Raw genomic sequence first — 24114 nt, forward strand, 5'->3', positions numbered from 1 at the left:
TGGACCCATGCGAATCCTGGCGGCAATGAGCGGCGGCGTCGACTCCGCCGTCGCGGCAGCACGAGCCGTCGAGGCGGGTCACGAGGTCGTCGGGGTGCATCTCGCACTCTCGCGCGCCGGCGGAACCCTGCGCACCGGCAGTCGCGGATGCTGCACGATCGAGGACGCCATGGATGCCCGCCGCGCGGCGGATCGCCTCGGCATCCCGTTCTACGTGTGGGACTTCTCGGAGCGCTTCCGCGACGATGTGATCGACGACTTCATCAACGAGTATCAGGCCGGCCGGACGCCGAATCCGTGCATGCGCTGCAACGAGAAGATCAAGTTCGCCGCCCTTCTGGAGCGCGCGCTGGAACTCGGATTCGATGCGGTGTGCACCGGTCACTACGCGACCCTCGTGCCGACGGAGGACGGCCTGGAGCTGCACAGGGCGTCGGACAATGCGAAGGACCAGTCGTACGTCCTCGGCGTCCTGACGACCGAGCAGCTCGCGCACACGTACTTCCCGCTCGGCTCGACGCCGTCCAAGGCGCTCGTCCGCGCCGAAGCGGCCGAACGCGGACTCAGCGTCGCCCAGAAGCCGGACAGCCATGACATCTGCTTCATCCCCGACGGCGACACCCGCGGATGGCTGGCGGAGAAGGTCGGTACCGCCACCGGCGAGATCGTCGATCGCACCGGCGCCGTGGTGGGCTCGCACGAAGGCGCGCACGGCTATACGGTCGGGCAGCGACGCGGCCTGCACCTCGGCGTGCCGGCGCCGGACGGCAAGCCGCGTTTCGTGCTCGAGGTGCGGCCGGTCTCGAACACGGTCGTGGTCGGTCCGAAGGAGGCGCTGGCGATCGCGGAGATCTCGGGAGAGCGGTTCAGTTGGGCAGGCGCCGCGCCGACCGCGTCCGAATTCTCCTGCGAGGTGCAGATCCGCGCACACGCCGAGCCGGTCCCGGCTCGCGCATTCGTGACGGATGCCGGGGTCCGCGTCATCCCCGACGAACCACTCACCGGCGTGGCACCAGGACAGACCGCCGTGCTGTACGTCGGGACGCGCGTCCTCGGACAGTTCACGATCGACACGACGGTATCGGCGGTCCCGGTAGGCGTTTGAAGCCGCTCGATGTCGGCGGCCGCTCGTAGACTCGTCCTGTGCCGGAGAACATCTCGCTGGAAGACGCCCGCCTCGAAGCCGAAGAGCTGACGACTCGCATTCTCGAGGCGAAGGACGCGTACTACGGGCGCGACACGTCGCTCGTCGACGATGCGACCTATGACGTCTGGATGCGGCGCCTGGAAGAGCTCGAGAGGCTGCATCCAGAGCTCCAGGGTCAGGATTCGCCGACGCAGATGGTCGGCGCCGCAGAGGCGACCGGCCTCGCGACGATCGAGCACGCCGAGCGGATGCTGAGCCTCGACAACGTCTTCTCCATCGACGAACTCCGGGAGTGGGCCGCCAAGGCGCAGGCCTCCGCGGGGCGTTCCGTGGCGTGGCTCACCGAGCTCAAGATCGACGGACTCGCGATCAACCTGCGCTATGAGAAGGGCGTGCTGACATCGGCGGCGACGCGCGGCGACGGTCGTGTGGGCGAGATCGTCACCGAGAACGCGCTGCGCCTGCCGGAGATCCCCGAGCGACTGAGCGGGGAGGGTCACCCCGACATCGTGGAGGTGCGCGGCGAGGTGTTCATCCCCGTCGCGGCCTTCGAGCGGCTCAACGCGGCGCAGGCCTCGTTCCGCGAACGCGCTCACGCCGATGCGCTCGCGCGGTGGGAGAACCGCGGCGGCGCGAAGAAGCCCTTCGAAGAAGAGAAGGCTCGTGCGGCGGCGGCGCGGCGGTTCCCCGCATTCGCGAACCCGCGCAATGCCGCCAGCGGCGGTCTGCGTCAGCAGCTCGACAAGAAGGACGGGCTCGAGCTCGAGGCGGGCCTGCTGCGCATCGAATCGCTGGCGATGTACGTGCACGGCATCGGTGCGTGGCCGAACCCGCCGGTGGCGGCGCAGAGCGAGGTGTACGACCTGCTCGCCGGTTGGGGGCTTCCCACGAGTCCGCACTTCCGGGTGTGCGAGCAGATCGACGACGTCGTCGCCTTCGTCGAGCACTACGGCGAGCACAGGCATGACATCGAGCACGAACTGGACGGCATCGTCGTCAAGGTCGACGAACTCGCCCTGCACGACGAACTCGGCATGACGAGCCGTGCGCCGCGATGGGCGATCGCGTACAAGTACCCGCCCGAAGAGGTGCAGACGAAGCTGCTCGATATCGTCGTCTCGGTCGGGCGCACCGGCCGCGCCACACCTTTCGCGGTCATGGCTCCTGCGCATGTCGCCGGTTCCGTCGTGCGTCAGGCGACGCTGCACAACAAGGACGTGGTCAAGGCCAAGGGCGTGCTGATCGGCGACACGGTCGTGCTGCGCAAGGCCGGGGACGTGATCCCCGAGGTGCTGGGCCCCGTGGTCGAGAAGCGCGACGGCACCGAGCGCGAGTTCGTGATGCCCGTGGGGTGTCCGGAGTGCGGCACGCCGCTGCGCCCCATGAAGGAGGGCGACATCGACCTGCGCTGCCCGAACGCGCGGTCGTGCCCCGCACAGGTCCGCGGTCGCGTCGAGCACATCGGCTCGCGAGGGGCTCTCGACATCGAGGTGCTCGGCGAGGTGACCGCTGCTGCGCTCACGCAGGCCGAGCCACCCGCCGCGGCACCTCTCGACACCGAGGCCGGACTGTTCTCGCTGGCGCTCGAGGATCTCGTCCCGATCTCCGTGGTCGTGCGCGACAGCGAGACAGGACTGCCGAAGCAGGACGACGACGGTGTCGTGAAGACTCGCTCGCCCTTCCGGCGCAATCCGACCCCTGCCGAGAAGAAGAACGGAGTCAACGCGGCGCAGCCGTCGTCGGCCGCGATCAAGCTGCTCGCCGAACTGGAGAAGGCGAAGACGAAGGAGCTGTGGCGACTGCTCGTGTCCCTCAACATCCGCCACGTCGGCCCGGTTGCAGCGCGTGCGCTCGCGCAGTGGTTCGGCTCACTCGACGCGATCCGCGCCGCATCCCGCGAGGAGCTCGCGGGCGTGGAAGGAGTGGGAGGGATCATCGCGGACTCCCTGCTGGACTGGTTCGAGGTCGATTGGCATCGCGAGATCGTCGAGCAGTGGGCGGCGGCCGGCGTGCAGTGGGCGACCCCGGGGCACCCCGGCCCTGGGGCCGCGGTAACCGAGGGCGGCGTGCTCGACGGGCTGACGATCGTCGCGACGGGCAGCCTCGAAGGGTTCACGCGCGACGGCGCGCAGGAGGCCATCATCAATGCCGGTGGCAAGGCCGCCTCCAGCGTCTCGAAGAAGACCGATTTCGTCGCCGCCGGACCAGGAGCCGGCTCGAAGCTCGCCAAGGCGGAAGAACTCGGCATCCGGATCCTGGATGCCGAGCAGTTCCGCATCCTCGTCACTGAGGGGCCGGACGCGCTGGCATGAAGCGCTACGGTCCGCTGATCGCCGTCCCAGGCGCCGTGGCGATCGGGGATCCGGGGCGCCATCACCTCCGGTTGACGCCTGACGCGGTCATCCTCCGCGACGGCGCAGAAGGTCGCGGAGTGCTCGCGTGGAACGACGTCGAGCGTGTGACGCTCGACGTTCCGACGACGCGGTTCCGGCTGCCCGGACTCGTCAGCACGGTCGTGATCGGAGCGCTCACGGTGGTCACCGCGGACCTGATCGATTTCGACCCGGACGACGGCTCGGTCGAGCTGGTCGTGGACGGCGCGTCGACGACACTGCCGCTGAGCCGGCACCACGTGGGCGGATACTGGGCGCCGACCGTCATCGGTGCGCACCGTCTGCTCGCGCATCTCATCGGCAACCCGGCGCAGCGGTCTCTGCTCGCGCATCCGGAGCCCGTCATCGATGTGGCCGCGAGGCTTGCTCGTTCATCGGCGGATGCCGGTGGCTGACCGTCTCATCGTCCTCAACGGCATGGCGGGAGCCGGCAAGACGACACTGGCCCGGCCGCTGGCGCGCGAGCTCGGGGTGCCGCTGGTCTCGAAGGACGCGATCAAGGAAGCGCTCGGCGATGCCGTTGACGCGTCGCTGCCCACGCGCGCGGTGGGGGCGCTGGCGACCGACGCGCTCTGGCGGATGGCAGGGATGCTGGAAGGGACCGTGCTCGTGGAGTCGGTCTGGCTGACTGGGCGCGACGAGCACTGGTTCCGCCGCGGGTGCGAGGCAGCGGGTTCCCCCATGGGGCTGGAAGTCTGGTGCGAGGCAGCGCACGACGTCATGCGCGATCGCTACCTCACGCGGCCACGGCACGGCGTGCACGACGACGGAGGACGCATCGCCGAATGGGACGCCGCAGCGCAGATCGCGCGCCCGATGACGGGCTTCCCCGTGATCCGCGTCGATACCGGACACGCCGTCGACGTACCGGTTCTCGCCGCGACCATCTCGAGGCACGAATTCGGCTCGATCTGACCGTGCCCGTCATCGCGCGGGCCGGATCTCGAACCCATCGGTCGTGCCCGCCGGGATCTCGCGCACCTCGAGACCGTCGACGTGCGCATGGGGTGGGCCGGTGCGCATCGCACGGAGGATTCCGTCGATCTGCGCGCGGTCGCCGTGGAGCTCGGCCTCGACCGCACCGTCACGCCGATTGCGCACCCATCCCGACACGTCGCGCGATGACGCCAGGTCGTGCACGAACCAGCGATAGCCGACGCCCTGCACGCGACCGGTGACGATGACGCTGACCGATTCCATGTGTCCAGGATGCGCGTTCAACGACACGAATCCAATGTCGTGTCTATGTTCTCATCTCGATCTCACACCTGATCGAGGAGGATCGCATGGGCACCAGGAAGTCTCCGAGCGACGCGCCCAGGGAAGTTCCGCGCGTGAATGATCAGAGCGCGCGGACGTGGCGGAGTTCATGAAGGCCCGTGGCGCCTCCGGCATCCCCGTACTTCTCGCCGCCGTCGGCCAGCCAGCCGTGACTTTCGTAGAACCGAATAGCGCGCTGGTTGCCGTCGAGCACCCAGAGGTAGGCATCGGCGAAGCCGTTGTCGCGGAGCTCGTCGTCGACCCGCGAGACCAGGGCATGCCCGACGCCGTGCGACCAGACGGAGGGGTGCGCATAGAGGCCGGCGAGCTCGCCGCGGTGCGACTGGCCGTCGTCCCGTCCAGGGCCGAATCCGGCCCAGCCGACGATCCGGCCGTCGTCCTCCGCGACGAGCAGTCGATGCGCCGGCTCGTCAGAGCCCTTCGGCGGGAGACCTTGCAGCGACTGCATGATGAAGCCTGTCCACATCGCGGTCCGGCGTTCGAAGTCCAGCCCGTCCAGGATCGCCTGGTCGATGAGCCCGGCGTACGCCGATCGCCAGGCATCCACGTGCACTTCCGCCACGCCGGCGGCGTCCTCGACTCGCGCCCACCGCACCTTCACCATGTCGCCACGGTAGCCGACGCGCGTCAGAGCCGCGAAGACGTCGCGGCTGAGTGAGACCGAGCCGGCCCGGCTCGGTCTCACTCAGCGGAGGAAGTCTCGCGAGGAGACGCGGTTCAGCCCTTGTGGCGGGGCTTGCGGAACGGCTTTTCGTCGCGGTCTCCGCGCGGAGGACGGCTGTCGCGGTCGTACTGGGGACGGTCGTCACGACGGTTGTCGTCGTCGCGCGGGCGACGGGCTCCAGGGCCACGATCCGGCTTGATCTCGATCAGGCGGCCCGAGATGCGGGTGTCCTTCAGTTTGTCGAGCACCGAAGCATCCAGGTTCGACGGAAGCTCGACGATCGAGAAGTCCGGGTTGATCTTGATCGCCCCGAAGTCGTCGCGGCCGAGGCCGCCCTCGTTCGCGAGCGCCCCGACGATCTGGCGCGGCTCCACGCGGTGGCGGCGGCCGACCTCGATGCGGTAGGCCGCGTAGTCCCCGCGCCCACGGCGCTCGGTGCGCGGCGGGCGCTCACCGCGCTCCGGGCGGGAACCGGACTCGCGGGGCGGCCGGTTGTCCGCCGCGACAGCGCGCGCCAGCGGGTCGTTCTGGGGGTCGAGAAGCAGGGGCGTCTCGCCCTGCGCGACGACCGCCAGCGCGGCGGCGACGTCACCCTCAGGGACGTCGTGGTTGCGGACGTAGTGCGCGACGATGTCGCGGAACGCCTCGATGCGGCTCGTCTCGCTCAGCGCGGTCGTGATGGCGTCGTCGAAGCGTGCGAGTCGCGTCGTGTTGATGTCCTCGGTGCTGGGCAGCTGCATCTGCGCCGGAGCCTGACGCGTCGCCTTCTCGATCGACTTCAGCAGGTAGCGCTCACGCGGAGTGATGAAGCTGATCGCGTCACCGGAGCGTCCGGCCCGACCCGTGCGGCCGATGCGGTGCACGTAAGACTCGGTGTCGGTGGGGATGTCGAAGTTGATCACGTGGCTGATGCGCTCGACATCCAGACCACGGGCCGCGACGTCGGTGGCGACGAGGATGTCGAGCTTGCCGTCCTTGAGCTGGTTCACGCTGCGCTCGCGCTGAACCTGCGGGACGTCGCCGTTGATGGCGGCCGCCGAGTATCCGCGGGCACGCAGCTTCTCGGCGAGCGTCTCGGTCTCGTTCTTGGTGCGGACGAACACGATCATGCCGTCGAAGTTCTCCACCTCGAGGATGCGCGTCAGAGCGTCCACCTTCTGCTGGTACGAGACCACCAGGTAGCGCTGCGTGATGTTCGTGCCGGTCGCTGTCTTCGACTTGATGCTGATCTCTTCGGGATCGCGCAGATACTGCTGCGCGAGGCGGCGGATCGTCGCCGGCATGGTCGCCGAGAACAGCGCCACCTGCTTCTCTGCGGGGGTCTGCGCGAGGATCTGCTCGACATCCTCGGCGAAGCCCATCTTGAGCATCTCATCGGCCTCGTCGAGCACGAGGTACTTCAGTTCGGACAGGTCGAGGGTGCCCTTGGCGAGGTGGTCCATGATGCGACCGGGCGTGCCGACGATCACGTGCACACCGCGGCGCAGCGCCGACAGCTGCACGCCGTAGCCCTGTCCGCCGTAGACCGGCAGGACGTGGACGCCCTTCATCTTCGACGCGTAAGACTCGAACGCCTCGCACACCTGCAGCGCGAGCTCGCGGGTCGGGGCGAGCACGAGAGCCTGCGGGATCTTCTGGGAGACATCCAGCCGCTCGAGCACCGGCAGCGCGAAGGCGGCCGTCTTGCCGGTACCGGTCTGCGCCATGCCGACGACATCGCGTCCGCTCAGCAGGGTCGGGATGGTCGCCGCCTGGATCGGCGAGGGGGTCTCATATCCGAGGTCTCGGATGGCTTTGAGAACGGGCCCGGTGATGCCGAGCTCCTCGAATCCTGGGGTTGCGGGGGATTCCTCGGGGGCGTCGGTCAGCACTGCGTCTTCAGGGGTCACTACCTAAAGGTAGCGCCCCGGAGCGCCCCGTGTCTGTGAGATCGTCGGTCAGGACCCGCTCGTCAGCGAGAGAAGCCTCTCCTTGACCTGGCGACGCAGCACCTTGCCGATCAGCGACTTGGGCAGTTCGTCGACGACGAACACCCGCCGCGGGACCTTGTAGGGCGTCAGGATGCCGCGGGCGAACTCCCGGATCGCCTCCACGTCGACGTCGTCCGCGTCGTCCACCACGATCGCCGCGACGACTTCCTCGCCGGAGTGGTCGCTCGGAAGTCCGACGACGGCGGCATCCGAAACCAGAGGGTGCTGGCGCAGGGCGTTCTCGACTTCGGTGGGGGCCACATTGAACCCGCCCGTGATGATGAGCTCCTTGATGCGGTCGACGATGCGGACGAAGCCGGCGTCATCGATCGTGACGATGTCGCCGGTGCGGTACCAGCCGTCGACGAAGACCTCCTCGGTGGCCTCAGGCTTGCCGTAGTAGCCGGAGAACACTTGCGGGCCTCGGACGACGAGTTCTCCGGCCGACCCGGGTGCGACGTCCTTCGTGGGCTCGTCCGGGTCGACGACGCGGCATTCCGTGCCCGGCAGCGGCAGGCCGACCGTGCCGGGGACACGGTGATCGGCCACCGGGTTCGCCATGAGCACCGGCGAGCACTCGCTGAGGCCGTAGCCCTCGACGAGGTAGCCGCCAGTGGCCTCCTCGAACGGCACGACGAGTTCGTGCGGCAGTGCCATCGCGCCGGAGATCGCGACCTCGATGCCGCGAAGCGAGACGCCCTTCGCCTTCGCCGCGCTGAGCAGGCGGTCGGCGATCGGCGGAACGAGCGGCAGGAAGGTCGCGGGGTGCTTCTTGATCACATCCAGCACGAGATCGGGGTCGAACTTCGGGAACAGCACCAAGCGCGCACCCATCGACATCGCGAAAGTCAGGCACAGGGTCAGGCCGTACGCGTGGAACATCGGCAGCACGGCATACACGACGCAGCCGTTCCCGCGCTGGATCGAGGGAACCCAGGCCTGCGACTGCGCGGCGTTGGCGAGCAGATTGCGATGCGTGAGCGCCGCGCCCTTCGGCGTGCCTGTCGTGCCGGAGGTGTACTGGATGATCGCCAGGTCATCGGTCTGCGGCTTGGGGTGGGATGCGGGCAGCGGGTCGGATGACACCACGCGCTCCCACAGCACCGTCCCGCGGACCTTCTCGGTCAGCGCGGCAAGTGATTCGCGCGCCTTGGCGATCGGGAGCTTCAGGGCGAGCTGCGTGAGTCGCGGCATCCCCTTCGTGACATCGACCGAGACGAGTGTCGACACGGCGAGGTCGGCGGGGAACTCCTGAACGGTTCCCACGACCTTGTTCCAGACGATGGCGTGCTTGGCACCGTGATCCTCGAACTGCTTGCGCAGTTCGCGGGGCGTGTAGAGGGGATTGTGCTCGACGACGACGGCACCGACGCGCAGGACGGCGTAGAAGGCGACGATGTGCTGCGGGCAGTTCGGCAGCACGATGGCGACGGGGTCGCCGGCCTTCACACCGAGTTCACGGAGCCCGGCTGCGGCGCGATCGATCTGCTTCTGCAGCTGCCGATAGCTGGTCTCGCGGCCGAAGAACTGCAGCGCCGGCGCGTCGGGATAGTCGCGCGCCGAAGCGGCGACGATGTCGATGAGAGACCCCTGCACCGGTGCGAGGTCTTCGGGGACGCCGGCGGCATAGCTGGCGACCCAGGGACGAGGAGGATCGAACGTCGTCATGGGCAACAGCCTATTGCTGTGCTGGGGCGTCGCAGGGGATCGGCCGCTGCGAACTAGACTGGACGGGTGTCTGAAATCACCCCCGAACTCGTACGCCATCTCGGCGTGCTCGCGCGCATCCAGCTGAACGACGACGAGGTGACGCGGCTCACGGGCCAGCTCGACGCCATCGTCGACAACATCGCGAAGGTCTCAGAGGTCGCCACCCCGGACGTCGCGGCGACGAGCCACCCGATCCCGCTCGCGAACGTCTTCCGTCCCGACGTGGTCGGTCAGACGCTGACGCACGAGCAGGTGCTGCAGAACGCACCGGATGCCGCCGACGGACGCTTCCGTGTCACCGCGATCCTGGGAGAAGAGCAGTGAGCGACATCATCCGCTGGACCGCCGCGGAGCTCGCGGGCAAGCTGACGGCCGGCGAGGTCTCCAGCCGCGAGGCCACCCAGGCGCACCTCGATCGCATCGCGGGCGTCGACGGCGACGTGCACGCCTTCCTGCACGTGAACGAGGGCGCCCTGGCAGCGGCGGACGCGGTCGACGCGGCACGCGCGGCTGGGGAGCAACTGCACCCGCTCGCCGGCGTCCCCCTGGCGATCAAGGACGTCCTGGTCACCACGGACCAGCCGACCACGAGCGGGTCGAAGATCCTCGAGGGCTATCTCTCGCCGTACGACGCGACGGTCGTGGCACGGTCGCGCGCCGCCGGTCTCGTGCCGCTGGGCAAGACCAACATGGACGAGTTCGCGATGGGTTCCTCCACGGAGCACTCCGCCTATGGTCCGACCCGCAACCCGTGGGACCTCGACCGCATCCCCGGCGGCTCAGGCGGCGGCTCGGCGGCGGCTGTCGCCGCGTTCGAAGCTCCGCTGGCGCTCGGCTCGGACACCGGCGGATCGATCCGTCAGCCGGCGCACGTCACCGGCACGGTCGGCATCAAGCCGACGTACGGCGGCGTGAGCCGCTACGGCGCGATCGCGCTGGCCTCCAGCCTCGACCAGGTCGGCCCGGTCACCCGGACGGTGCTGGATGCCGGACTCCTGCATGACGTCATCGGCGGGCACGACCCGAAGGATTCCACGTCGCTCACCGACGTCTGGCCGTCGTTCGCCGGCGCCGCACGAGACGGTGCCCGTGGCGACGTACTCAAGGGGCTCAGGGTCGGTGTCATCAAGGAGCTTCCGGACTCCGGATTCCAGCCCGGCGTCGCCGCATCCTTCCGCGAGTCGCTCGCGCTGCTCGAGGCGAACGGCGCCGAGATCGTCGAGATCTCCACGCCCCACTTCGAGTACGGCGTGGCCGCGTACTATCTGATCCTGCCCGCTGAGGCATCCAGCAACCTGGCGAAGTTCGATTCGGTCCGATTCGGACTCCGCGTGACGCCCGAGGGCGGGGCGACGGTCGAGGACGTCATGTCCGCGACGCGTGAAGCCGGGTTCGGCGACGAGGTCAAGCGCCGCATCATCCTGGGCACCTACGCGCTGTCGGCCGGGTACTACGACGCCTACTACGGCAGCGCGCAGAAGGTCCGCACGCTCATCCAGCAGGACTTCGCGAACGCCTTCGCCGACGTCGACGTCATCGCGACGCCGTCGGCTCCGACGACGGCCTTCAAGATCGGCGAGCGCATCGACGATCCGCTGCAGATGTACCTGAACGATGTCACGACGATCCCCGCGAACCTCGCGGGTGTGCCGGGGATCTCGATTCCTTCCGGCCTCGCGGCCGAGGACGGTCTGCCTGTCGGCATCCAGTTCCTCGCGCCTGCGCACGAGGACGCCCGTCTGTACCGGGTGGGGGCGGCGCTCGAGACGCTGCTCGTCGATTCGTGGGGTGCACCGCTGCTGACCAGGGCCCCGGAGCTCGCTGGAGGGAACCGCTGATGGCCGCTGCCAAGCTGATGAACTTCGACAAGGCGCTCGAACTGTTCGAGCCGGTGCTCGGCTTCGAAGTGCACGTCGAGCTCAACACCGAGACCAAGATGTTCTCGGACGCGCCGAACCCGGCGAACGAGAAGTACCACGCCGCCGAGCCCAACACGCTGATCGCCCCTGTCGATCTGGGTCTTCCCGGTTCGCTGCCGGTCGTGAACGCGACGGCGATCCGGTCATCGATCAGCCTCGGGCTCGCGCTGGGCTGCTCGATCGCCGAATCGAGCCGGTTCGCGAGGAAGAACTACTTCTACCCCGACCTCGGCAAGAACTACCAGATCTCGCAGTACGACGAGCCCATCGCCTATGAGGGCTCGGTCGAGGTGGAACTCGAGGACGGCACGATCGTCACGGTTCCGATCGAACGCGCGCACATGGAGGAGGATGCCGGAAAGCTCACCCACATGGGCGGAGCGACCGGACGCATCCAGGGCGCCGAATACTCACTGGTCGACTACAACCGTGCCGGCGTCCCGCTCGTCGAGATCGTCACGAAGCCGATCTTCGGCGCCGAGCACCGCGCACCGGAGATCGCAAAGGCCTACGTCGCCGCGATCCGCGACATCGTGCGCGGCCTGGGGATCTCCGAAGCCCGTCTCGAGCGCGGCAACCTGCGCTGCGACGCGAACGTCTCCCTGCGTCCTCGCGGCCAGGAGAAGCTGGGCACGCGCACCGAGACCAAGAACGTCAACTCGATGCGCTCCGTCGAGCGCGCCGTGCGCTACGAGATCCAGCGTCAGGCGGCGATCCTCGCCGACGGCGGGACGATCACGCAGGAGACGAGGCACTGGCACGAGGACACCGGCACGACCTCGCCGGGTCGTCCGAAGTCGGATGCTGACGACTACCGGTACTTCCCCGAACCGGACCTGCTGCCGGTGCAGCCGCCTGCGGAGCTGATCGAGGAACTGCGCGCGGTGCTGCCCGAGCAGCCCGTCGCACGCCGTCGCCGGTTGATGACCGAGTGGGGATTCACCGACCTGGAGTTCCAGGACGTCCGCAACGGCGGCCTGCTCGACGTCGTCGAGGCGACGATCGCCGCCGGCGCGGCGCCCGCTGCCGCGCGCAAGTGGTGGACGGGTGAGATCTCGCGCCAGGCGAACGCCGCGGAGAAGGATGCCGCGGAGTTGATCAGCCCCGAGAACGTCGCCGCGCTGCAGAAGCTCGTCGACGCAGGCGTCCTCACCGACAAGCTGGCGCGCCAGGTGCTCGAAGGCGTGATCGCCGGCGAGGGCACGCCTCAAGAGGTCGTGGACGCCCGTGGTCTCGCGGTCGTCTCGGATGACGGCGCGCTGATCGCGGCGATCGATGACGCACTGGCCGCGCAGCCAGACGTCATGGCGAAGATCAAGGACGGCAAGGTCCAGGCCGCCGGTGCCATCATCGGTGCGGTCATGAAGGCGATGAAGGGCCAGGCGGATGCGGCGCGCGTGCGCGAGCTCATCCTGGAGCGCGCCGCGCAGTGACATCCGTTCGATGACGGCCACGGGCACTCGATGTCCGTGGCCCCGGCGAGAATGGACGCATGGGGCGCGGTGATGGTTCGGGCCGTATCGTCTCACCGGACGGTGCGGACGATGCGGGAACGCGCATTCTCCATGTCGACATGGACGCGTTCTACGCGGCTGTCGCCGTGCTCGATGACCCGTCCCTGCGCGGACTGCCGCTGATCATCGGCGCGCCGGACGGTCGTTCGGTCGTCTCCAGCGCCTCGTACGAGGCGCGGCGCTACGGCGTGCGAGCTGCCATGCCGGTGTCCCAGGCGCTGCGGCTGTGTCCCGGGGCGCGCATCGTGCTGCCGGACTTCGCACGGTATCAGGAGATCTCGCGCCATGTGATGGCGATCTTCGAGTCGTTCACGCCGCTGGTCGAGCCGCTGTCCGTCGACGAGGCGTTCCTGGACGTGCAGGGCGTGCGCCGGCTGTGGGGGAGCCCTGGTCGCATCGCACATCTGGTGCGCGAGCGTGTGCTCGCGGAGGTCGGCATCACCTGCAGCGTCGGGGTGGCGGCGACCAAGCACGTGGCGAAGATGGCATCGACCCTGTCCAAGCCGGACGGCATGCTGATCGTCGCCGCGGCCGACACCCTGGACTTCCTCGCCCCGCGTCCGGTGCGTGCGATGTGGGGCGTGGGCCCGAAGGCCGCCGAAGCGCTGGAGGCGCGCGGCATCAGGACCATCGGCGATATCCGCGACTCGCCGCAGGACATGCTCGACCGTGCCGTGGGTCCGGCGCTCGGTCATCGACTGGTGGAGCTCGCGCGCGGAGAAGATCCGCGAGGGGTCGAGACCATGCGGGTCGAGAAGAGCGTGGGGCACGAGGAGACGTTCGACGTAGACATCACCGATCGCGAGTGGTTGCGCTCCGAGCTGCTCCGTCTTTCCGACCGCGTCGCGGCACGGCTGCGGCGTGCCGAGTGGGAGACCAGGACCGTGGCGATCAAGATCCGCTTCGACGACTTCACGACCGTCAACCGCTCGCAGACGCTGTCCGAACCGACGGCCGTCGGTCAGCGCATCGGAACAGCGGCGCAGGAGCTGTTCGAGCAGATCGACCGTCGGGGCCCGGTGCGACTGGTCGGAGTGCGGGCCGAGAAGCTTCAGCCGGCGGGTGGCGGTGCATTCGCGCTGTGGGACGACGATGAGGACTGGCGACGCATCGAAGGAGCCCTCGACAGTGCCAGAGCGCGCTTCGGGAACGCGACCATCACGCGCGCGCGGCACCTGGGCCGCGGAGAAGGGCGAGGTGCACCCCGGCATCCGAAAGCGCACGGTGCGGATTGACGACGCATCTCGCTGCGGAGTGGACTAGCGTTGACGCATGCCGAACATCGCAGTGGAACTTGGGAAGCAGGCGGCCGAATTCGGCGTGAAGAGCGCATACGGCGAGCCGCAGGACGTCGATGGCACGAGCATCACGCCCGTCGCCGTGACCGTGACGGGCTTCGGCGCCGGCACGGCCGAAGCCGGCGAAGGCGGTGGCGGCTACGGCGTCTCGATCCCGCTCGGCGTCTACGTGCGCCGCGAGGAGGGGCTGCGGTTCGAGCCGAATCCCGTTCCGCTGATCGTCGTGGCGATTCCGTTCGTCTGGGTCGCGGGACGTGCGCTCGCGCGTGTCATCCGTGCACTCAAGAAGTAGTAGCCCCGACCCGGTCAGAGCAGCACTGGACGCGGCGGCGGCTCGGATCGTCGCGGCGATCTCGGACGTGTCCGCAGCCAATCCCGTGCTGCTGATCGACGGGCGCAGCGGTGCGGGCAAGTCCACACTGGCCGGGCTCGTCGCCGCGCGCTGGCCGTTGGCAGGGCGTCCGCAGGTGATCGCGATGGATTCCCTGTATCCGGGCTGGGATGGGCTGGATGCCGGAATCGAGCGGGCTTTGGACGGCATCCTCCGTCCGCACGGCCGCGGGCGCATCGGCACCTGGCATCGCTGGGACTGGGAGCGCAAAGCGGATGCCGAGAGTCACGCCGTCGACCCAGCTCTCGGCGTCATCCTCGAAGGGTGCGGGACGATCACTCCGCAGACGTCCAGGATCGCCGACGTGACGGTGTGGGTGGAGTCCCCGGCAGCGGCGCGCAGGCATCGGGCTCTCGGTCGTGATGGCGACGTCTTCCGATCGCACTGGGAGAGCTGGGCGGCTCAGGAGCAGGCCCATATCGACCGCGATGATCCCCGCGGTCTCGCGGACGTGCAGGTGATGATCCCGTAACCGCGGCGGGCGGCGGTCAGCTGAGCTCGTCGGCGGATTGGATCAGCCCTTCGAGCCGGTAGCCGAGCCAGTCGTAGACGCCGCGGCGCGGGTCGTCTTCGTCGAGGTCGTCCTCGTCGACGATGCCCAACCGGGTCGCGAGCACCAGTCGCAGAGCGGTGAGCGTACGCAACCAGGCGTCCACCTCGGCATCCGGGATCAGGATCGGCTGCGCGGTGAGCGCGTCCTGCTCATCGAGCACGTCCTGCGTCTCGTCGAATCCGGACAGGGCGGCCCTGACGACGGCGGCCTCAGCGATCCGGCGATCGAGCAGGTCGTCGTGCGTGGCGGTGGCGAACGCGCGGGACGCCTCTGCATCCTCCGGGTAGGGATTCGGGGCGAGTCGCGCGATCGCCGGATCTCCGGCATTCTCGGTCGCATCGGCGGTGAGCATGTCCTGGAACTCGTCCAGGAGGTGCGCGAGATGAACACCCTCGATGGCCGCGAGTTCGAGTCGCACGGGAGCGGTGGTCATTGCGGTGCCTTCCGGACGGTGGCCCACAGGCCGTAGTCGTGCATGGCCTGGGCATGCACCTCCATCGTCTCGCGAGGACCGGTGGCGACGATGGCATGGCCCTCGTGATGGACGGCAAGCATCAATTGCGTGGCGCGATCCAGTGAATAACCGAAGTACGTGCGGAACACGCGGACGACGTAGCTCATGAGGTTCACGGGGTCGTTCCACACGACGACCTGCCACGGCTCGAGCGGCGCGGCGGACAGATCGAGATGCTCGTCGACGGCGGGTGTGGACGTCGGAGTGCTCATGCCCAGCCCAGTTCGTGAAGCTGCTCGTCGTCGATGCCGTAGAAGTGCGCGATCTCGTGGACGAGGGTCGTATGGATCTCGTCGCGCAGCTCATCCTCGGTGTCGCACTGCTCGAGGTGCGGCTCGCGGTACACGATGATGCGATCCGGAAGCTCACCGAGCCCGTACTGGCCGCGCTCGGTGAGGGCGAGCCCGTCATACAGGCCGAGCAGGTCGAGACTGCCGTCCTCCGGGCGGTCCTCGACGACGAAGACGACATTGTCGAGTCCGTCGACCATGTCATCGGGCAGAAGATCCAGCTCGTCGACGACGAGCTGTTCGAAGGCCGCGGCATCCATTTGCATCGTCCTCCAGCCTAGGGCGCGGACGGTGCTCAGGGATGCAGTCAATGCACGAACAGCAGCAGCCCGGCGACCGCGAGGAAAAGGGAGCCGAACACGACGTTGAGGATGCGCTGCCCTCGTGGCGTCCGGGTGAGTCGGCGGAAGGGCTTCGCCGCGGCGGCGAAGAAGAACCACATCACGATCACATCGACGATCACCACAGTCGAGATCAGGATCAGGTACTGCGGGAGCGCGGGTTGATCGAGGCGGATGAACTGCGGGATGAACGCCAGGAAGAACACGATCGCCTTGGGATTGAGCAGGTTGACCCAGAACCCGCGGCGCACCATCGAGAGTCGGCTCTCCGGCAGGCGGATCGTCTGGGCGGCATCCGGCTCGGAGGTCGGCTTCGTCAGGATCATCCGGATGCCGAGGAACACGAGGTACGCAGCACCCGCGTAGCGGACGACGTCGAAGAGCAACGGGGAACGGGCGACGAGCAGGCCCACGCCGGCCGCGACGATCACGACATGGACGATCAGCGCCAGCTGTTGGCCGATCACGCCCCACACGGCGCGGCGCCAGCCTTCGTTGAGCGCGTTCGACATCGTGTTGATCGCGCCGGCGCCCGGCGTGAAGCTGATGACGACCGACGCTGCGAGCAGAGAGAGCCAGACGGTCAGTGACACCTGGCGATTCTATGGTCAGTTCCGGTCCTCTCCGAACCGGGACTCGAATGACTCAGGCGTGCGGGGTGACGACCGCGCGGCCGCTGAGCTTGCCGTCGTGCAGGTCGTGGTAGGCCTGCAGCGCCTCGTCCATCGAGTACGTCTTCACCTGCGGCGTGATCCTGCCCGCGCGGTACAGCTCCACGACCTCGTACAACTCTTCGATCGTGCCCCAGTAGGTGTTGGTGAGCTCCGCCTCGTAGGGGTTCGCGTAGAAGTTCCACTCGACCGGACCACCCGCGACGCCGACGACGGTGATCCGCCCCCGACGGGCGACGACCTGCTGAGCGAGCGTGATCGTCGGCGTGATGCCGACGAAATCGAAGACGGCGTCGACTCCCTGGCCGCCGGTCGCTTCGCGGATTCGATCCGCCTGTCCTTCGCCGCCTTCGATCGTCTTCGCGCCGGCCTTCTCGGCCTCGGCCATCGCCTCGGGCTTCGTATCGGTGGCGTAGACCGTCGCGCCGGTGATCGCCGTGAGGATCTGCACGGCGATCTGGCCGAGACCGCCGAGGCCGATCACGAGGGCGGACTTCCCGCCGCCCTGCAGCCTCGGAAGCGCGAGCTTGATCGCGTGGTACGGCGTGAGGCCGGCATCCGACAGCGGTGCGGCCACGACCGGGTCGGCATCACCGAGCGGCACGAGGTTTCGCGCCGGGACTGTCATGTACTCGGCCATGCCGCCGTCGCGGCCGAGGCCGGTGGCCAGATACGGCTGAGTCGCCGCGTTGTAGCAGTACGTGTCCTGCCCACGCGAGCACGCAGGGCAGTGACCGCAGCCGATGGGCCCGTACGACAGGAAGGCGTCGCCGACCGCCAGACCGGTGACCCCGTCGCCCAGCTCCTCGATCCATCCGGAGTTCTCGTGACCGAGCGTGTAGCTCGGTGCGAGTTGTTCGCCCATGGTCTCGTCGAACTGCTCGAAGACGGCGACGTCGGAGTGGCAGGCGCCCGCGCCTGCGATCTTGAGGAGGACTTCACCCGGCCCCGGTGTCGGACGAGGGACATCCTCGATGGTCGGGAACGTCTTCCAGGCGGTGAAGCGGACGGCTTTCACAGTGGACTCCTCAGGTCGGCGGCATCCGTATGACGATCCTACCGAGGACGCGAAAGCAGTTCGAGGTGTTCGCGGCCGAATGGATCGGACGCGAACACCTCGATGACGTGGGGTGGCTAACGGGGCTCGAACCCGCGACCCCCGCGACCACAACGCGGTGCTCTACCAACTGAGCTATAGCCACCATGCGCCCGCTTGTCAGCAGGCAACCAGACGATTCTAATACACGTCTGGCGGTGCGAATGACACGTGCGTCAGATGTCTTCGGCGAATGTCGAGACCGTGGCGTTCGCGATGTCGCGTGCTTCATCGCTGGACGGTCCTGGCTCGGGCACGAAGACCGCTTCACGGTAGTAGCGCAGTTCGCGGATCGACTCGAGGATGTCGGCGAGAGCGCGATGCCCGCCGTCCTTCGCAGGCGCCTGGAAGAAGACACGCGGATACCAGCGTCGGGACAGTTCCTTGATGCTGGACACGTCGACGTTGCGGTAGTGCAGCCACTGGTCTATCTGCGGCATGTACTTGGCGAGGAACATGCGATCCGTGCCGATGGTGTTGCCGGCGAGGGGTGCCTTGCGCTCGAGCGTCACGAAGCGCTTGATGTAGGCCAGCGTCTGCGCCTCGGCCTCCGCCAGGCTGACGCCCGCCGGGATCTCCTCGATCAGGCCGGAGGAACGGTGCATGTTCGTGACGAATTCGTTCATGTTCGTCAGTGCTGCATCGCTCGGCCTGATCACGATCTGGAAGCCCGGATCGAGCGGCTTCAGCTCGAAATCGGTGATGACGACGGCGATCTCGACGAGCTCGTCGATCTGGAGATCGAGTCCCGTCATCTCGCAGTCGATCCAGACGAGTCGATCGTTCTCAGACGCAGTTGCCATACAGGCATCCTAATGAGCGCACAGACATTGGTCCCTGGCACGGTAGCGTTAAGGTGATCGCCTCCGTAGCTCAGAGGAAGAGCAGCGGCCTTCTAATCCGCCGGTCGCAGGTTCGAATCCTGCCGGGGGCACACCTGAATCTCACCTCAGATAGCGCAGCGTCTGGACCGCTTCGTCGGCCGTCCAGAATTCGCCGATGAGACGGAACGCGCCGGACGCGAGATGAAGACGCTCGGCGCGGAAGCGCAGCCCCAGCGGCTCTGCCGCGATGCGGAGATGGCCGAGGATGCGCCCCGCGGCATCCTGCACACGCCACAGATGATCGCCCGCTCTGATGAGGTTCTCGCGGCTGGACGACAGCTTCGGGGTCGCGTAGGGAATGTCGGGAAGGGCGGTGATCGTGTGAGTATGCATCGGTATCTCCTCTCGTGATCGAACATATGACCGACCACCGACATCGCCGTGAAGAAGGTTGTCGAGCGCGTGCACTCGCCCTGCACGGCGGAGACGAATGACGGAGTTCTCCACCGTGTCCGTCGAAGTCGGGCGAAACCTTGTGCGCGGCAGACGCTGTTCCGGGCACGCTGTTCGTCAGCCGGGCGCGACCCGGGATCTTGAGGAGAAGGCGATGAACGACACCATCACGATCATGGGATTCATCGGGAACGACCCCGGCGGCAACACCACGGCGAGCGGTGTGCCCGTCGTGAACTTCCGGGTCGGCAGCAGTCAGAGCCGCTACGACGCGAAGACGCAGACCTGGATCGACACGGGGACCAACTGGTACAACGTCTCGGCCTATCGGCAGCTCGCCGTTCAGGCTCGTGCGTCGCTGCAGAAGGGGCATCCGGTGATCGTGACGGGGCGGCTTCGCGCCAGGGACTGGGACAACGGCACCGCACGCGGAACGAGCCTCGACATCGACGCCGAGGCGATCGGTCATGATCTGCGCTGGGGGACGAGCGCCTTCGTCCGCAACCGTCCGGCGGCCGGTCGTGCATCGAGCTCGACTGCGGCGGAGTCCATGCCGGCTGATCGCGACCCGGCGTCCGAATCCGAGATGGACGAGGACTCCGCGCGGGACGAGGACGCGGACGGTGTCAACCCGGCGTGGGGACTGGAACCGACCCACGACGCCGCCTGACGCCGCTCACGGGGGTCGGCGATGCATGCCCCCTAGACTCGAACCGTGCCTCGCCGACCTGCCGCTCCTGCCGCGCGCGCATTCGCGTACTCCGCTGCGGCGATCCTTGCGCTCACTCTCGTGGCGTGCTCTCCGCAGCCGACGGACCCCCCGACACCCTCGACGGCGGTTTCGTCTGCGCCCACCCCCGGAGCGACGGCGGAAGCCACGGATCCCGCTGCACCGGCGCTGGTGCCCGACGGGACGGCAGCCGACAATCTGCCCCTGTTCGCTTCGGTCACCGCGCGGGTCTGGGCCTCCGAGCAGCGCGCGCAGGGACGCGCGTACATCGACGCGCTCGTCGCCGCCGGCTTCGACAAGGCGGCCATGCAGGTCACCGCGGACGAGACGACCGTGGGCAACCCCGTCGAGAGCCTCCAGTTCTCCGTCCGCTGGGGCGACGCAGAGTGCCTCGTCGGTCAGGTCGGACCGTCGACCGGTGAGCCCGTTACGACCGTGACGGACCAGCTCGCCGAGGGCAGGTGCCTCATCGGGACCACGCGCCCCATCGACTGGTGACCGGCAACCGCACATCGCTCAGCCGGTAGGCTGGAGTGTCGATTCACGACGCCAACAGAAGGAGCGGTTTTCCGTGGCAGAGTACATCTACTCGATGGTCCGTGCACGCAAGGCGGTGGGCGACAAGCTCATCCTCGACGACGTCACGATGGCGTTCCTCCCCGGCGCGAAGATCGGTATGGTCGGCCCGAACGGCGCCGGTAAGTCGACGATCCTGAAGATCATGGCCGGCATGGACACGCCGTCCAACGGCGAGGCCAAGCTCAGCCCCGGGTTCTCGGTCGGCATCCTCATGCAGGAGCCCGAGCTCGACGAGACCAAGACGGTCCTCGAGAACATCCAGGACGGCGTCGCCATCAAAGCCAAGCTCGACCGCTTCAATGAGATCTCGGCGCAGATGGCCGACCCCGACGCGGACTTCGACACGCTTCTCGCCGAGATGGGAGTGCTCCAGGAAGAGATCGACGCCGCAGACGGATGGGATCTGGACTCCCAGCTCGAGCAGGCGATGGACGCTCTGCGCACTCCGCCAGGAGACGCCGAGATCGCCCCGCTGTCGGGTGGAGAGAAGCGCCGTGTCGCCCTCGCGAAGCTGCTGCTGCAGAAGCCGGACCTGCTCCTGCTCGACGAGCCCACCAACCACCTCGACGCAGAGAGCGTGCTCTGGCTCGAGCAGCACCTGCAGGCGTACAAGGGTGCCGTGATCGCGATCACGCACGACCGGTACTTCCTCGACAACGTGGCCGAGTGGATCGCCGAGGTCGACCGCGGCCGCCTGATCGGCTACGAGGGCAACTACTCCACCTACCTGGAGAAGAAGGGCGAGCGCCTCGCCATCCAGGGCAAGAAGGACGCGAAGCTCGCCAAGCGGCTCAAGGACGAACTCGAATGGGTGCGTTCCAGTGCGAAGGGGCGCCAGACCAAGTCGAAGGCGCGTCTTGCCCGCTACGAGGAGATGGCCACAGAGGCGGAGCGCACCAGGAAGCTGGACTTCGAGGAGATCCAGATCCCCGCCGGCCCCCGCCTCGGAAGCATCGTCATCGAGGCGAAGAACCTCAAGAAGGGCTTCGGCGATCGCGTCCTCATCGATGGTCTGAGCTTCAGTCTTCCGCCGAACGGCATCGTGGGCATCATCGGCCCGAACGGCGTCGGCAAGACCACCCTGTTCAAGACGATCGTCGGCCTCGAGCCGCTCGACGGCGGAGATCTGAAGATCGGCGAGACCGTCAAGATCAGCTACGTCGACCAGTCCCGTGCGAACATCGACCCGAACAAGAACCTGTGGGAGGTCGTGTCCGACGGCCTGGACTTCATCACGGTCGGCAAGACCGAGATCCCTTCCCGCGCCTACGTCTCCAAGTTCGGCTTCAAGGGCCCCGACCAGCAGAAGAAGGCCGGTGTGCTCTCCGGTGGCGAGCGCAACCGCCTGAACCTCGCCCTCACCCTCAAGGAGGGCGGCAACCTCCTCCTGCTCGACGAGCCCACGAACGATCTCGACATCGAGACCCTGGGCTCACTCGAGAACGCCCTCCTCGAGTTCCCCGGCTGCGCCGTGGTCATCACCCACGACCGGTGGTTCCTCGACCGCATCGCCACGCACATCCTGGCGTACGAGGGCACCGACGAGAACCCCGCCAAATGGCACTGGTTCGAGGGCAACTTCGAGGCGTACGAGGCGAACAAGATCGAGCGCCTCGGCCCTGATGCAGCGAACCCGCACCGTTCGACGCACCGCAAGCTCACGCGTGACTAGGCTGCACATCCCCATCCACCTGCGATGGGGCGATCTCGACGCGTTCAATCACGTCAACAACACCTCGATGCTCAAGCTCCTCGAGGAGGCGCGCGTGCGCGCCTTCTGGAAACCGGGCCCGGGGGAGCAGGCACCGTCGACGGCGGTGCTCGACTCCGGGATCGAGCAGGGGGTTCTGACGCTCATCGCCCGGCAGGAGATCGAGTACCTCGCACCCGTGCCGTACCAGCGGCATCCCCTCGAGGTGCAGATGTGGTTCGGCAAGCTGGGCGGGTCCAGTGTCGAGGTCTGCTACGAGGTCCACAACGACCCCGCGTCCGTCGAGCGCACCGTATACGCGCGCTCGACGGCGGTGATCGTGCTCGTGGATGCGCAGACCGGGCGTCCGACGCGCATCACTCCGGAGATGCGCGCCGCGTGGGAGCCGTACGTCGGCGAATCGATCGTCTACGCGCACCGCTGAACCGCAACGGCCACTGGCCGCGTCGCGGGTCAGCGCCCCGCGTCGCCCTCGGGCACGCGGATCATGATCTCCTGGGCGACGCTCGCGACGAGCGCGCCGTCGCGCGCGTAGATGCGTCCGGAAGCCAGTCCGCGCCCGCCGCGGGCATTCGGCGACTCCTGGACGTAGAGCAGCCATTCGTCGGCGCGCGCCGACCGATGCCACCACATGGCGTGATCGAGGCTCGCGACCTTGAGGCCGGTGAGCCCCCAGGCGACGCCGTGCGCGCGGAGGATCGACTCCTGGATCGTCATGTCGCTGAGATATGCCAACGCGGCACGGTGCAGACGCTCGTCGTCCGGCATCTGCGACCGGATCCGCATCCAGACGGCTTGATGCGGACGCCGCTCGCCTTCGACGGTCAGATAGATCGGACCCTCGACGTGGCGCACATCGGCAGGGCGGTCCCGCAGCATCCGCATCGACAGCGGATGCACGCCGGCGACGACGTCCTCGTCCGGCGCGACGTCCTCTGGTGCCGGCATGCCGGAAGGCATGGGGACGGCATGCTCGACCCCGGGGCTCTCGTCCTGGAACGACGCGATCATCGAGAAGATCGGCACCCCGTTCTGGTAGGCCTGCGAACGCCTCGTCGAGAACGACCGGCCGTCGTGGATCCGGTCGACGGCGATCGTCAGCCCCTGCGACGCATCGCCAGGTCGCAGGAAGTACCCGTGCATCGAGTGCACCGCGCGCTCCGGCGGCATCGTCCGTTCGGCGGCGATGAGCGACTGCGCGAGCACCTGCCCGCCGTAGATGCGCCCTGACGGCATCGCATGCGAGCGACCGGTGAAGATGTCCTCCGTGGTGCGCGCCGAACTCTCGTCCAGATCGAGCACATCCAGCAGCAGTTCGACGGATGCCTCGGCGTGCGCGTCTTCGCTCATGACGGTCCCTCCCGCGGCCCGACGCCGCACCTCGGTAGTCTAGAGCGCGTGCCTCCCCGCCTCGTGCTCGCCGATCCCGAAACCGCCAGAGACGTCCTGACCTTCGTCGGCCGCGCTACGCGCATCTCCGATGAGGGGGTGCGGCTGCAGGCCCGCGGCGGTGTCCTCGCGCTCACGACGGCTGTCCTCGCCCCGCACGGGCTCTTCGACCAGACCCCGACGGTCCTCGCCATGCGGATCGTTGCCGCCGACCCCGAGCTCGAGTGCGACCTGGTGGTCTCCTCCCTCGCGGCGACGGAGGACGATCGGATGCTGGAACTGCCGGAGACCGCACTGTCGCCGTCCTGGGCCGGTATCGCGCCACCGCGCGGCGATTGGCAGCAGGAGGCCTCTCTCACGGCATCCGGCATCGCCCAGCGCGCGCAGTGGGGCATCAGCGCCGTCGCCCATGGAACGACGCCCGGTGCAGGGGAGGAGGCGGTCAGGGCGCTGCGGGCCGCGATCTGGGGCGAGCCGGACCCCGACCTCGGCGACCTGCCGCGCGGCATGGCGTTCGCCGCCGACGCGCTGGGATTCATCTCCGGGGAAGAGGAGATCCCGGTGATGCGCTCGGGGCGCTGGACGCGGATCGCGTTCCGTCGAGGGCACGTCCTCGCCCGTGGTCCGGTGGCGTCCGGTCTTACCGCAGTCCGCGGAACCGGCACGGCAGGCTAGG

27 protein-coding genes and 2 tRNA genes are annotated in these 24114 nt (G+C 68.1%); 16 read left to right on the plus strand and 13 right to left on the minus strand.

Going from position 1 to position 24114, the window contains the following annotated elements:
* Nucleotides 1-7: 7 nt before the first annotated feature.
* From mnmA to ACI7YT_RS08080, 4 genes are read left to right on the plus strand one after another with little or no spacing between them, the layout of a single operon-like run.
* Complete coding sequence (gene mnmA, locus ACI7YT_RS08065; protein ID WP_406250077.1) at nt 8-1105, plus strand: tRNA 2-thiouridine(34) synthase MnmA; 1098 nt, start codon at nt 8-10, stop codon at nt 1103-1105.
* A gap of 38 nt (nt 1106-1143) precedes the next feature.
* Nucleotides 1144-3459 (plus strand): NAD-dependent DNA ligase LigA, encoded by a 2316-nt coding sequence (ligA, locus tag ACI7YT_RS08070; RefSeq protein WP_406250078.1) that lies wholly within the window; start codon nt 1144-1146, stop codon nt 3457-3459.
* A complete protein-coding gene (locus ACI7YT_RS08075) occupies nt 3456-3935 on the plus strand; it encodes a hypothetical protein (RefSeq protein WP_406250080.1) in 480 nt (159 codons plus the stop codon). Before ligA ends, ACI7YT_RS08075 begins: the two co-directional genes overlap by 4 nt.
* A complete protein-coding gene (locus ACI7YT_RS08080; protein WP_406250081.1) occupies nt 3928-4455 on the plus strand; it encodes an AAA family ATPase in 528 nt (175 codons plus the stop codon). The genes ACI7YT_RS08075 and ACI7YT_RS08080 overlap by 8 nt, the downstream gene beginning before the upstream one ends.
* A 9-nt stretch (nt 4456-4464) precedes the next feature.
* Here ACI7YT_RS08080 and ACI7YT_RS08085 read toward each other — a convergent pair whose 3' ends face one another.
* From ACI7YT_RS08085 to ACI7YT_RS08100, 4 genes are all read right to left on the minus strand, one after another.
* Nucleotides 4465-4740, minus strand: a complete 276-nt coding sequence (locus ACI7YT_RS08085) for an acylphosphatase (protein ID WP_406250082.1) — start codon at nt 4738-4740, stop codon at nt 4465-4467.
* Nucleotides 4741-4882: 142 nt separating this feature from the next.
* The gene (locus ACI7YT_RS08090; RefSeq protein ID WP_406250084.1) at nt 4883-5506 is read right to left on the minus strand and encodes a GNAT family N-acetyltransferase; all 624 of its coding nucleotides are present in this window, start codon (nt 5504-5506) and stop codon (nt 4883-4885) included.
* A gap of 32 nt (nt 5507-5538) precedes the next feature.
* Nucleotides 5539-7356, minus strand: coding sequence for a DEAD/DEAH box helicase (locus ACI7YT_RS08095; RefSeq protein WP_406250524.1), 1818 nt, complete (start codon nt 7354-7356; stop codon nt 5539-5541).
* 66 nt (nt 7357-7422) lie between these two features.
* Entirely contained in the window at nt 7423-9123 is a 1701-nt protein-coding gene (locus tag ACI7YT_RS08100; RefSeq protein WP_406250086.1) for a long-chain-fatty-acid--CoA ligase, read from the minus strand.
* A 66-nt stretch (nt 9124-9189) separates the two neighbouring features.
* Here ACI7YT_RS08100 and gatC point away from each other — a divergent pair, with 66 nt between their 5' ends.
* From gatC to ACI7YT_RS08130, 6 genes are read left to right on the plus strand one after another with little or no spacing between them, the layout of a single operon-like run.
* Nucleotides 9190-9489, plus strand: coding sequence for an Asp-tRNA(Asn)/Glu-tRNA(Gln) amidotransferase subunit GatC (gene gatC, locus ACI7YT_RS08105; protein WP_376177670.1), 300 nt, complete (start codon nt 9190-9192; stop codon nt 9487-9489).
* On the plus strand, nt 9486-11003 hold the full coding sequence (gatA, locus tag ACI7YT_RS08110) for an Asp-tRNA(Asn)/Glu-tRNA(Gln) amidotransferase subunit GatA (protein WP_406250088.1): 1518 nt from the start codon (nt 9486-9488) through the stop codon (nt 11001-11003). Before gatC ends, gatA begins: the two co-directional genes overlap by 4 nt.
* A complete protein-coding gene (gene gatB / locus ACI7YT_RS08115) occupies nt 11003-12517 on the plus strand; it encodes an Asp-tRNA(Asn)/Glu-tRNA(Gln) amidotransferase subunit GatB (RefSeq protein WP_406250090.1) in 1515 nt (504 codons plus the stop codon). The genes gatA and gatB overlap by 1 nt, the downstream gene beginning before the upstream one ends.
* Before the next feature lie 59 nt (nt 12518-12576).
* On the plus strand, nt 12577-13833 hold the full coding sequence (dinB, locus tag ACI7YT_RS08120) for a DNA polymerase IV (protein ID WP_406250091.1): 1257 nt from the start codon (nt 12577-12579) through the stop codon (nt 13831-13833).
* 37 nt (nt 13834-13870) lie between these two features.
* Nucleotides 13871-14188 carry a hypothetical protein gene (locus tag ACI7YT_RS08125; protein WP_406250092.1) on the plus strand — a complete coding sequence of 106 codons (318 nt, stop codon included), beginning with the start codon at nt 13871-13873 and terminating at the stop codon, nt 14186-14188.
* Nucleotides 14163-14759 (plus strand): hypothetical protein, encoded by a 597-nt coding sequence (locus ACI7YT_RS08130; RefSeq protein WP_406250093.1) that lies wholly within the window; start codon nt 14163-14165, stop codon nt 14757-14759. The genes ACI7YT_RS08125 and ACI7YT_RS08130 overlap by 26 nt, the downstream gene beginning before the upstream one ends.
* Before the next feature lie 16 nt (nt 14760-14775).
* Here the strand turns inward: ACI7YT_RS08130 and ACI7YT_RS08135 are convergent, their stop codons facing one another.
* The 7 genes from ACI7YT_RS08135 to orn all read right to left on the minus strand — a co-directional run bounded on the left by ACI7YT_RS08135 (nt 14776) and on the right by orn (nt 18555).
* Nucleotides 14776-15273, minus strand: coding sequence for a DUF2017 family protein (locus tag ACI7YT_RS08135; RefSeq protein WP_406250094.1), 498 nt, complete (start codon nt 15271-15273; stop codon nt 14776-14778).
* Entirely contained in the window at nt 15270-15566 is a 297-nt protein-coding gene (gene clpS, locus ACI7YT_RS08140; RefSeq protein WP_406250095.1) for an ATP-dependent Clp protease adapter ClpS, read from the minus strand. The genes ACI7YT_RS08135 and clpS overlap by 4 nt, the downstream gene beginning before the upstream one ends.
* Complete coding sequence (locus ACI7YT_RS08145) at nt 15563-15910, minus strand: metallopeptidase family protein (RefSeq protein WP_406250096.1); 348 nt, start codon at nt 15908-15910, stop codon at nt 15563-15565. The genes clpS and ACI7YT_RS08145 overlap by 4 nt, the downstream gene beginning before the upstream one ends.
* A 41-nt stretch (nt 15911-15951) precedes the next feature.
* Nucleotides 15952-16578: a LysE family transporter gene (locus tag ACI7YT_RS08150; RefSeq protein WP_406250097.1), complete on the minus strand. Its 627-nt coding sequence runs from the start codon at nt 16576-16578 to the stop codon at nt 15952-15954.
* A gap of 52 nt (nt 16579-16630) precedes the next feature.
* Complete coding sequence (locus ACI7YT_RS08155) at nt 16631-17674, minus strand: NAD(P)-dependent alcohol dehydrogenase (RefSeq protein WP_406250099.1); 1044 nt, start codon at nt 17672-17674, stop codon at nt 16631-16633.
* Between the two features lie 108 nt (nt 17675-17782).
* Nucleotides 17783-17858: transfer RNA gene (locus tag ACI7YT_RS08160), tRNA-His, on the minus strand.
* Nucleotides 17859-17928: 70 nt separating this feature from the next.
* The gene (orn, locus tag ACI7YT_RS08165) at nt 17929-18555 is read right to left on the minus strand and encodes an oligoribonuclease (RefSeq protein ID WP_406250100.1); all 627 of its coding nucleotides are present in this window, start codon (nt 18553-18555) and stop codon (nt 17929-17931) included.
* Between the two features lie 59 nt (nt 18556-18614).
* Between orn and ACI7YT_RS08170 the strand changes: the two genes are divergently transcribed.
* A tRNA-Arg gene (locus ACI7YT_RS08170) sits at nt 18615-18686 on the plus strand.
* A gap of 10 nt (nt 18687-18696) precedes the next feature.
* Here ACI7YT_RS08170 and ACI7YT_RS08175 read toward each other — a convergent pair.
* On the minus strand, nt 18697-18969 hold the full coding sequence (locus tag ACI7YT_RS08175; RefSeq protein ID WP_406250102.1) for a hypothetical protein: 273 nt from the start codon (nt 18967-18969) through the stop codon (nt 18697-18699).
* 214 nt (nt 18970-19183) lie between these two features.
* Between ACI7YT_RS08175 and ACI7YT_RS08180 the strand changes: the two genes are divergently transcribed.
* From ACI7YT_RS08180 to ACI7YT_RS08195, 4 genes are all read left to right on the plus strand, one after another.
* Nucleotides 19184-19699, plus strand: a complete 516-nt coding sequence (locus tag ACI7YT_RS08180; protein ID WP_406250104.1) for a single-stranded DNA-binding protein — start codon at nt 19184-19186, stop codon at nt 19697-19699.
* A gap of 45 nt (nt 19700-19744) precedes the next feature.
* On the plus strand, nt 19745-20257 hold the full coding sequence (locus ACI7YT_RS08185) for a DUF6993 domain-containing protein (protein WP_406250106.1): 513 nt from the start codon (nt 19745-19747) through the stop codon (nt 20255-20257).
* Nucleotides 20258-20330: 73 nt separating this feature from the next.
* Complete coding sequence (ettA, locus tag ACI7YT_RS08190; RefSeq protein WP_406250108.1) at nt 20331-22010, plus strand: energy-dependent translational throttle protein EttA; 1680 nt, start codon at nt 20331-20333, stop codon at nt 22008-22010.
* Nucleotides 21961-22473 (plus strand): acyl-CoA thioesterase, encoded by a 513-nt coding sequence (locus ACI7YT_RS08195; protein ID WP_406250109.1) that lies wholly within the window; start codon nt 21961-21963, stop codon nt 22471-22473. The genes ettA and ACI7YT_RS08195 overlap by 50 nt, the downstream gene beginning before the upstream one ends.
* Nucleotides 22474-22502: 29 nt before the next feature.
* Here the strand turns inward: ACI7YT_RS08195 and ACI7YT_RS08200 are convergent, their stop codons facing one another.
* Nucleotides 22503-23399 carry an acyl-CoA thioesterase gene (locus ACI7YT_RS08200; protein WP_406250111.1) on the minus strand — a complete coding sequence of 299 codons (897 nt, stop codon included), beginning with the start codon at nt 23397-23399 and terminating at the stop codon, nt 22503-22505.
* A gap of 48 nt (nt 23400-23447) precedes the next feature.
* On the opposite strand from ACI7YT_RS08200, the gene ACI7YT_RS08205 reads away from it, so the two are divergent.
* Entirely contained in the window at nt 23448-24113 is a 666-nt protein-coding gene (locus tag ACI7YT_RS08205) for a hypothetical protein (protein WP_406250113.1), read from the plus strand.
* The last annotated feature ends 1 nt before the right edge of the window (nt 24114 follow it).

Source organism: Microbacterium sp. M (assembly GCF_045181065.1).
Taxonomy (GTDB): domain Bacteria; phylum Actinomycetota; class Actinomycetes; order Actinomycetales; family Microbacteriaceae; genus Microbacterium.

Excerpts from the sequence above, each read along its gene's own strand:
- mnmA (WP_406250077.1), top strand. The coding sequence starts at position 8 with ATGCGAATCCTGGCGGCAATGAGCGGCGGCGTCGACTCCGCCGTCGCG.
- ACI7YT_RS08075 (WP_406250080.1), top strand. The coding sequence starts at position 3,456 with ATGAAGCGCTACGGTCCGCTGATCGCCGTCCCAGGCGCCGTGGCGATC.
- ACI7YT_RS08085 (WP_406250082.1), bottom strand. The coding sequence starts at position 4,740 with ATGGAATCGGTCAGCGTCATCGTCACCGGTCGCGTGCAGGGCGTCGGC.
- ACI7YT_RS08100 (WP_406250086.1), bottom strand. The coding sequence starts at position 9,123 with ATGACGACGTTCGATCCTCCTCGTCCCTGGGTCGCCAGCTATGCCGCC.
- gatB (WP_406250090.1), top strand. The coding sequence starts at position 11,003 with ATGGCCGCTGCCAAGCTGATGAACTTCGACAAGGCGCTCGAACTGTTC.
- dinB (WP_406250091.1), top strand. The coding sequence starts at position 12,577 with ATGGGGCGCGGTGATGGTTCGGGCCGTATCGTCTCACCGGACGGTGCG.
- ACI7YT_RS08125 (WP_406250092.1), top strand. The coding sequence starts at position 13,871 with ATGCCGAACATCGCAGTGGAACTTGGGAAGCAGGCGGCCGAATTCGGC.
- ACI7YT_RS08135 (WP_406250094.1), bottom strand. The coding sequence starts at position 15,273 with ATGACCACCGCTCCCGTGCGACTCGAACTCGCGGCCATCGAGGGTGTT.
- clpS (WP_406250095.1), bottom strand. The coding sequence starts at position 15,566 with ATGAGCACTCCGACGTCCACACCCGCCGTCGACGAGCATCTCGATCTG.
- ACI7YT_RS08145 (WP_406250096.1), bottom strand. The coding sequence starts at position 15,910 with ATGCAAATGGATGCCGCGGCCTTCGAACAGCTCGTCGTCGACGAGCTG.
- orn (WP_406250100.1), bottom strand. The coding sequence starts at position 18,555 with ATGGCAACTGCGTCTGAGAACGATCGACTCGTCTGGATCGACTGCGAG.
- ACI7YT_RS08175 (WP_406250102.1), bottom strand. The coding sequence starts at position 18,969 with ATGCATACTCACACGATCACCGCCCTTCCCGACATTCCCTACGCGACC.
- ACI7YT_RS08180 (WP_406250104.1), top strand. The coding sequence starts at position 19,184 with ATGAACGACACCATCACGATCATGGGATTCATCGGGAACGACCCCGGC.
- ACI7YT_RS08195 (WP_406250109.1), top strand. The coding sequence starts at position 21,961 with ATGCAGCGAACCCGCACCGTTCGACGCACCGCAAGCTCACGCGTGACT.
- ACI7YT_RS08200 (WP_406250111.1), bottom strand. The coding sequence starts at position 23,399 with ATGAGCGAAGACGCGCACGCCGAGGCATCCGTCGAACTGCTGCTGGAT.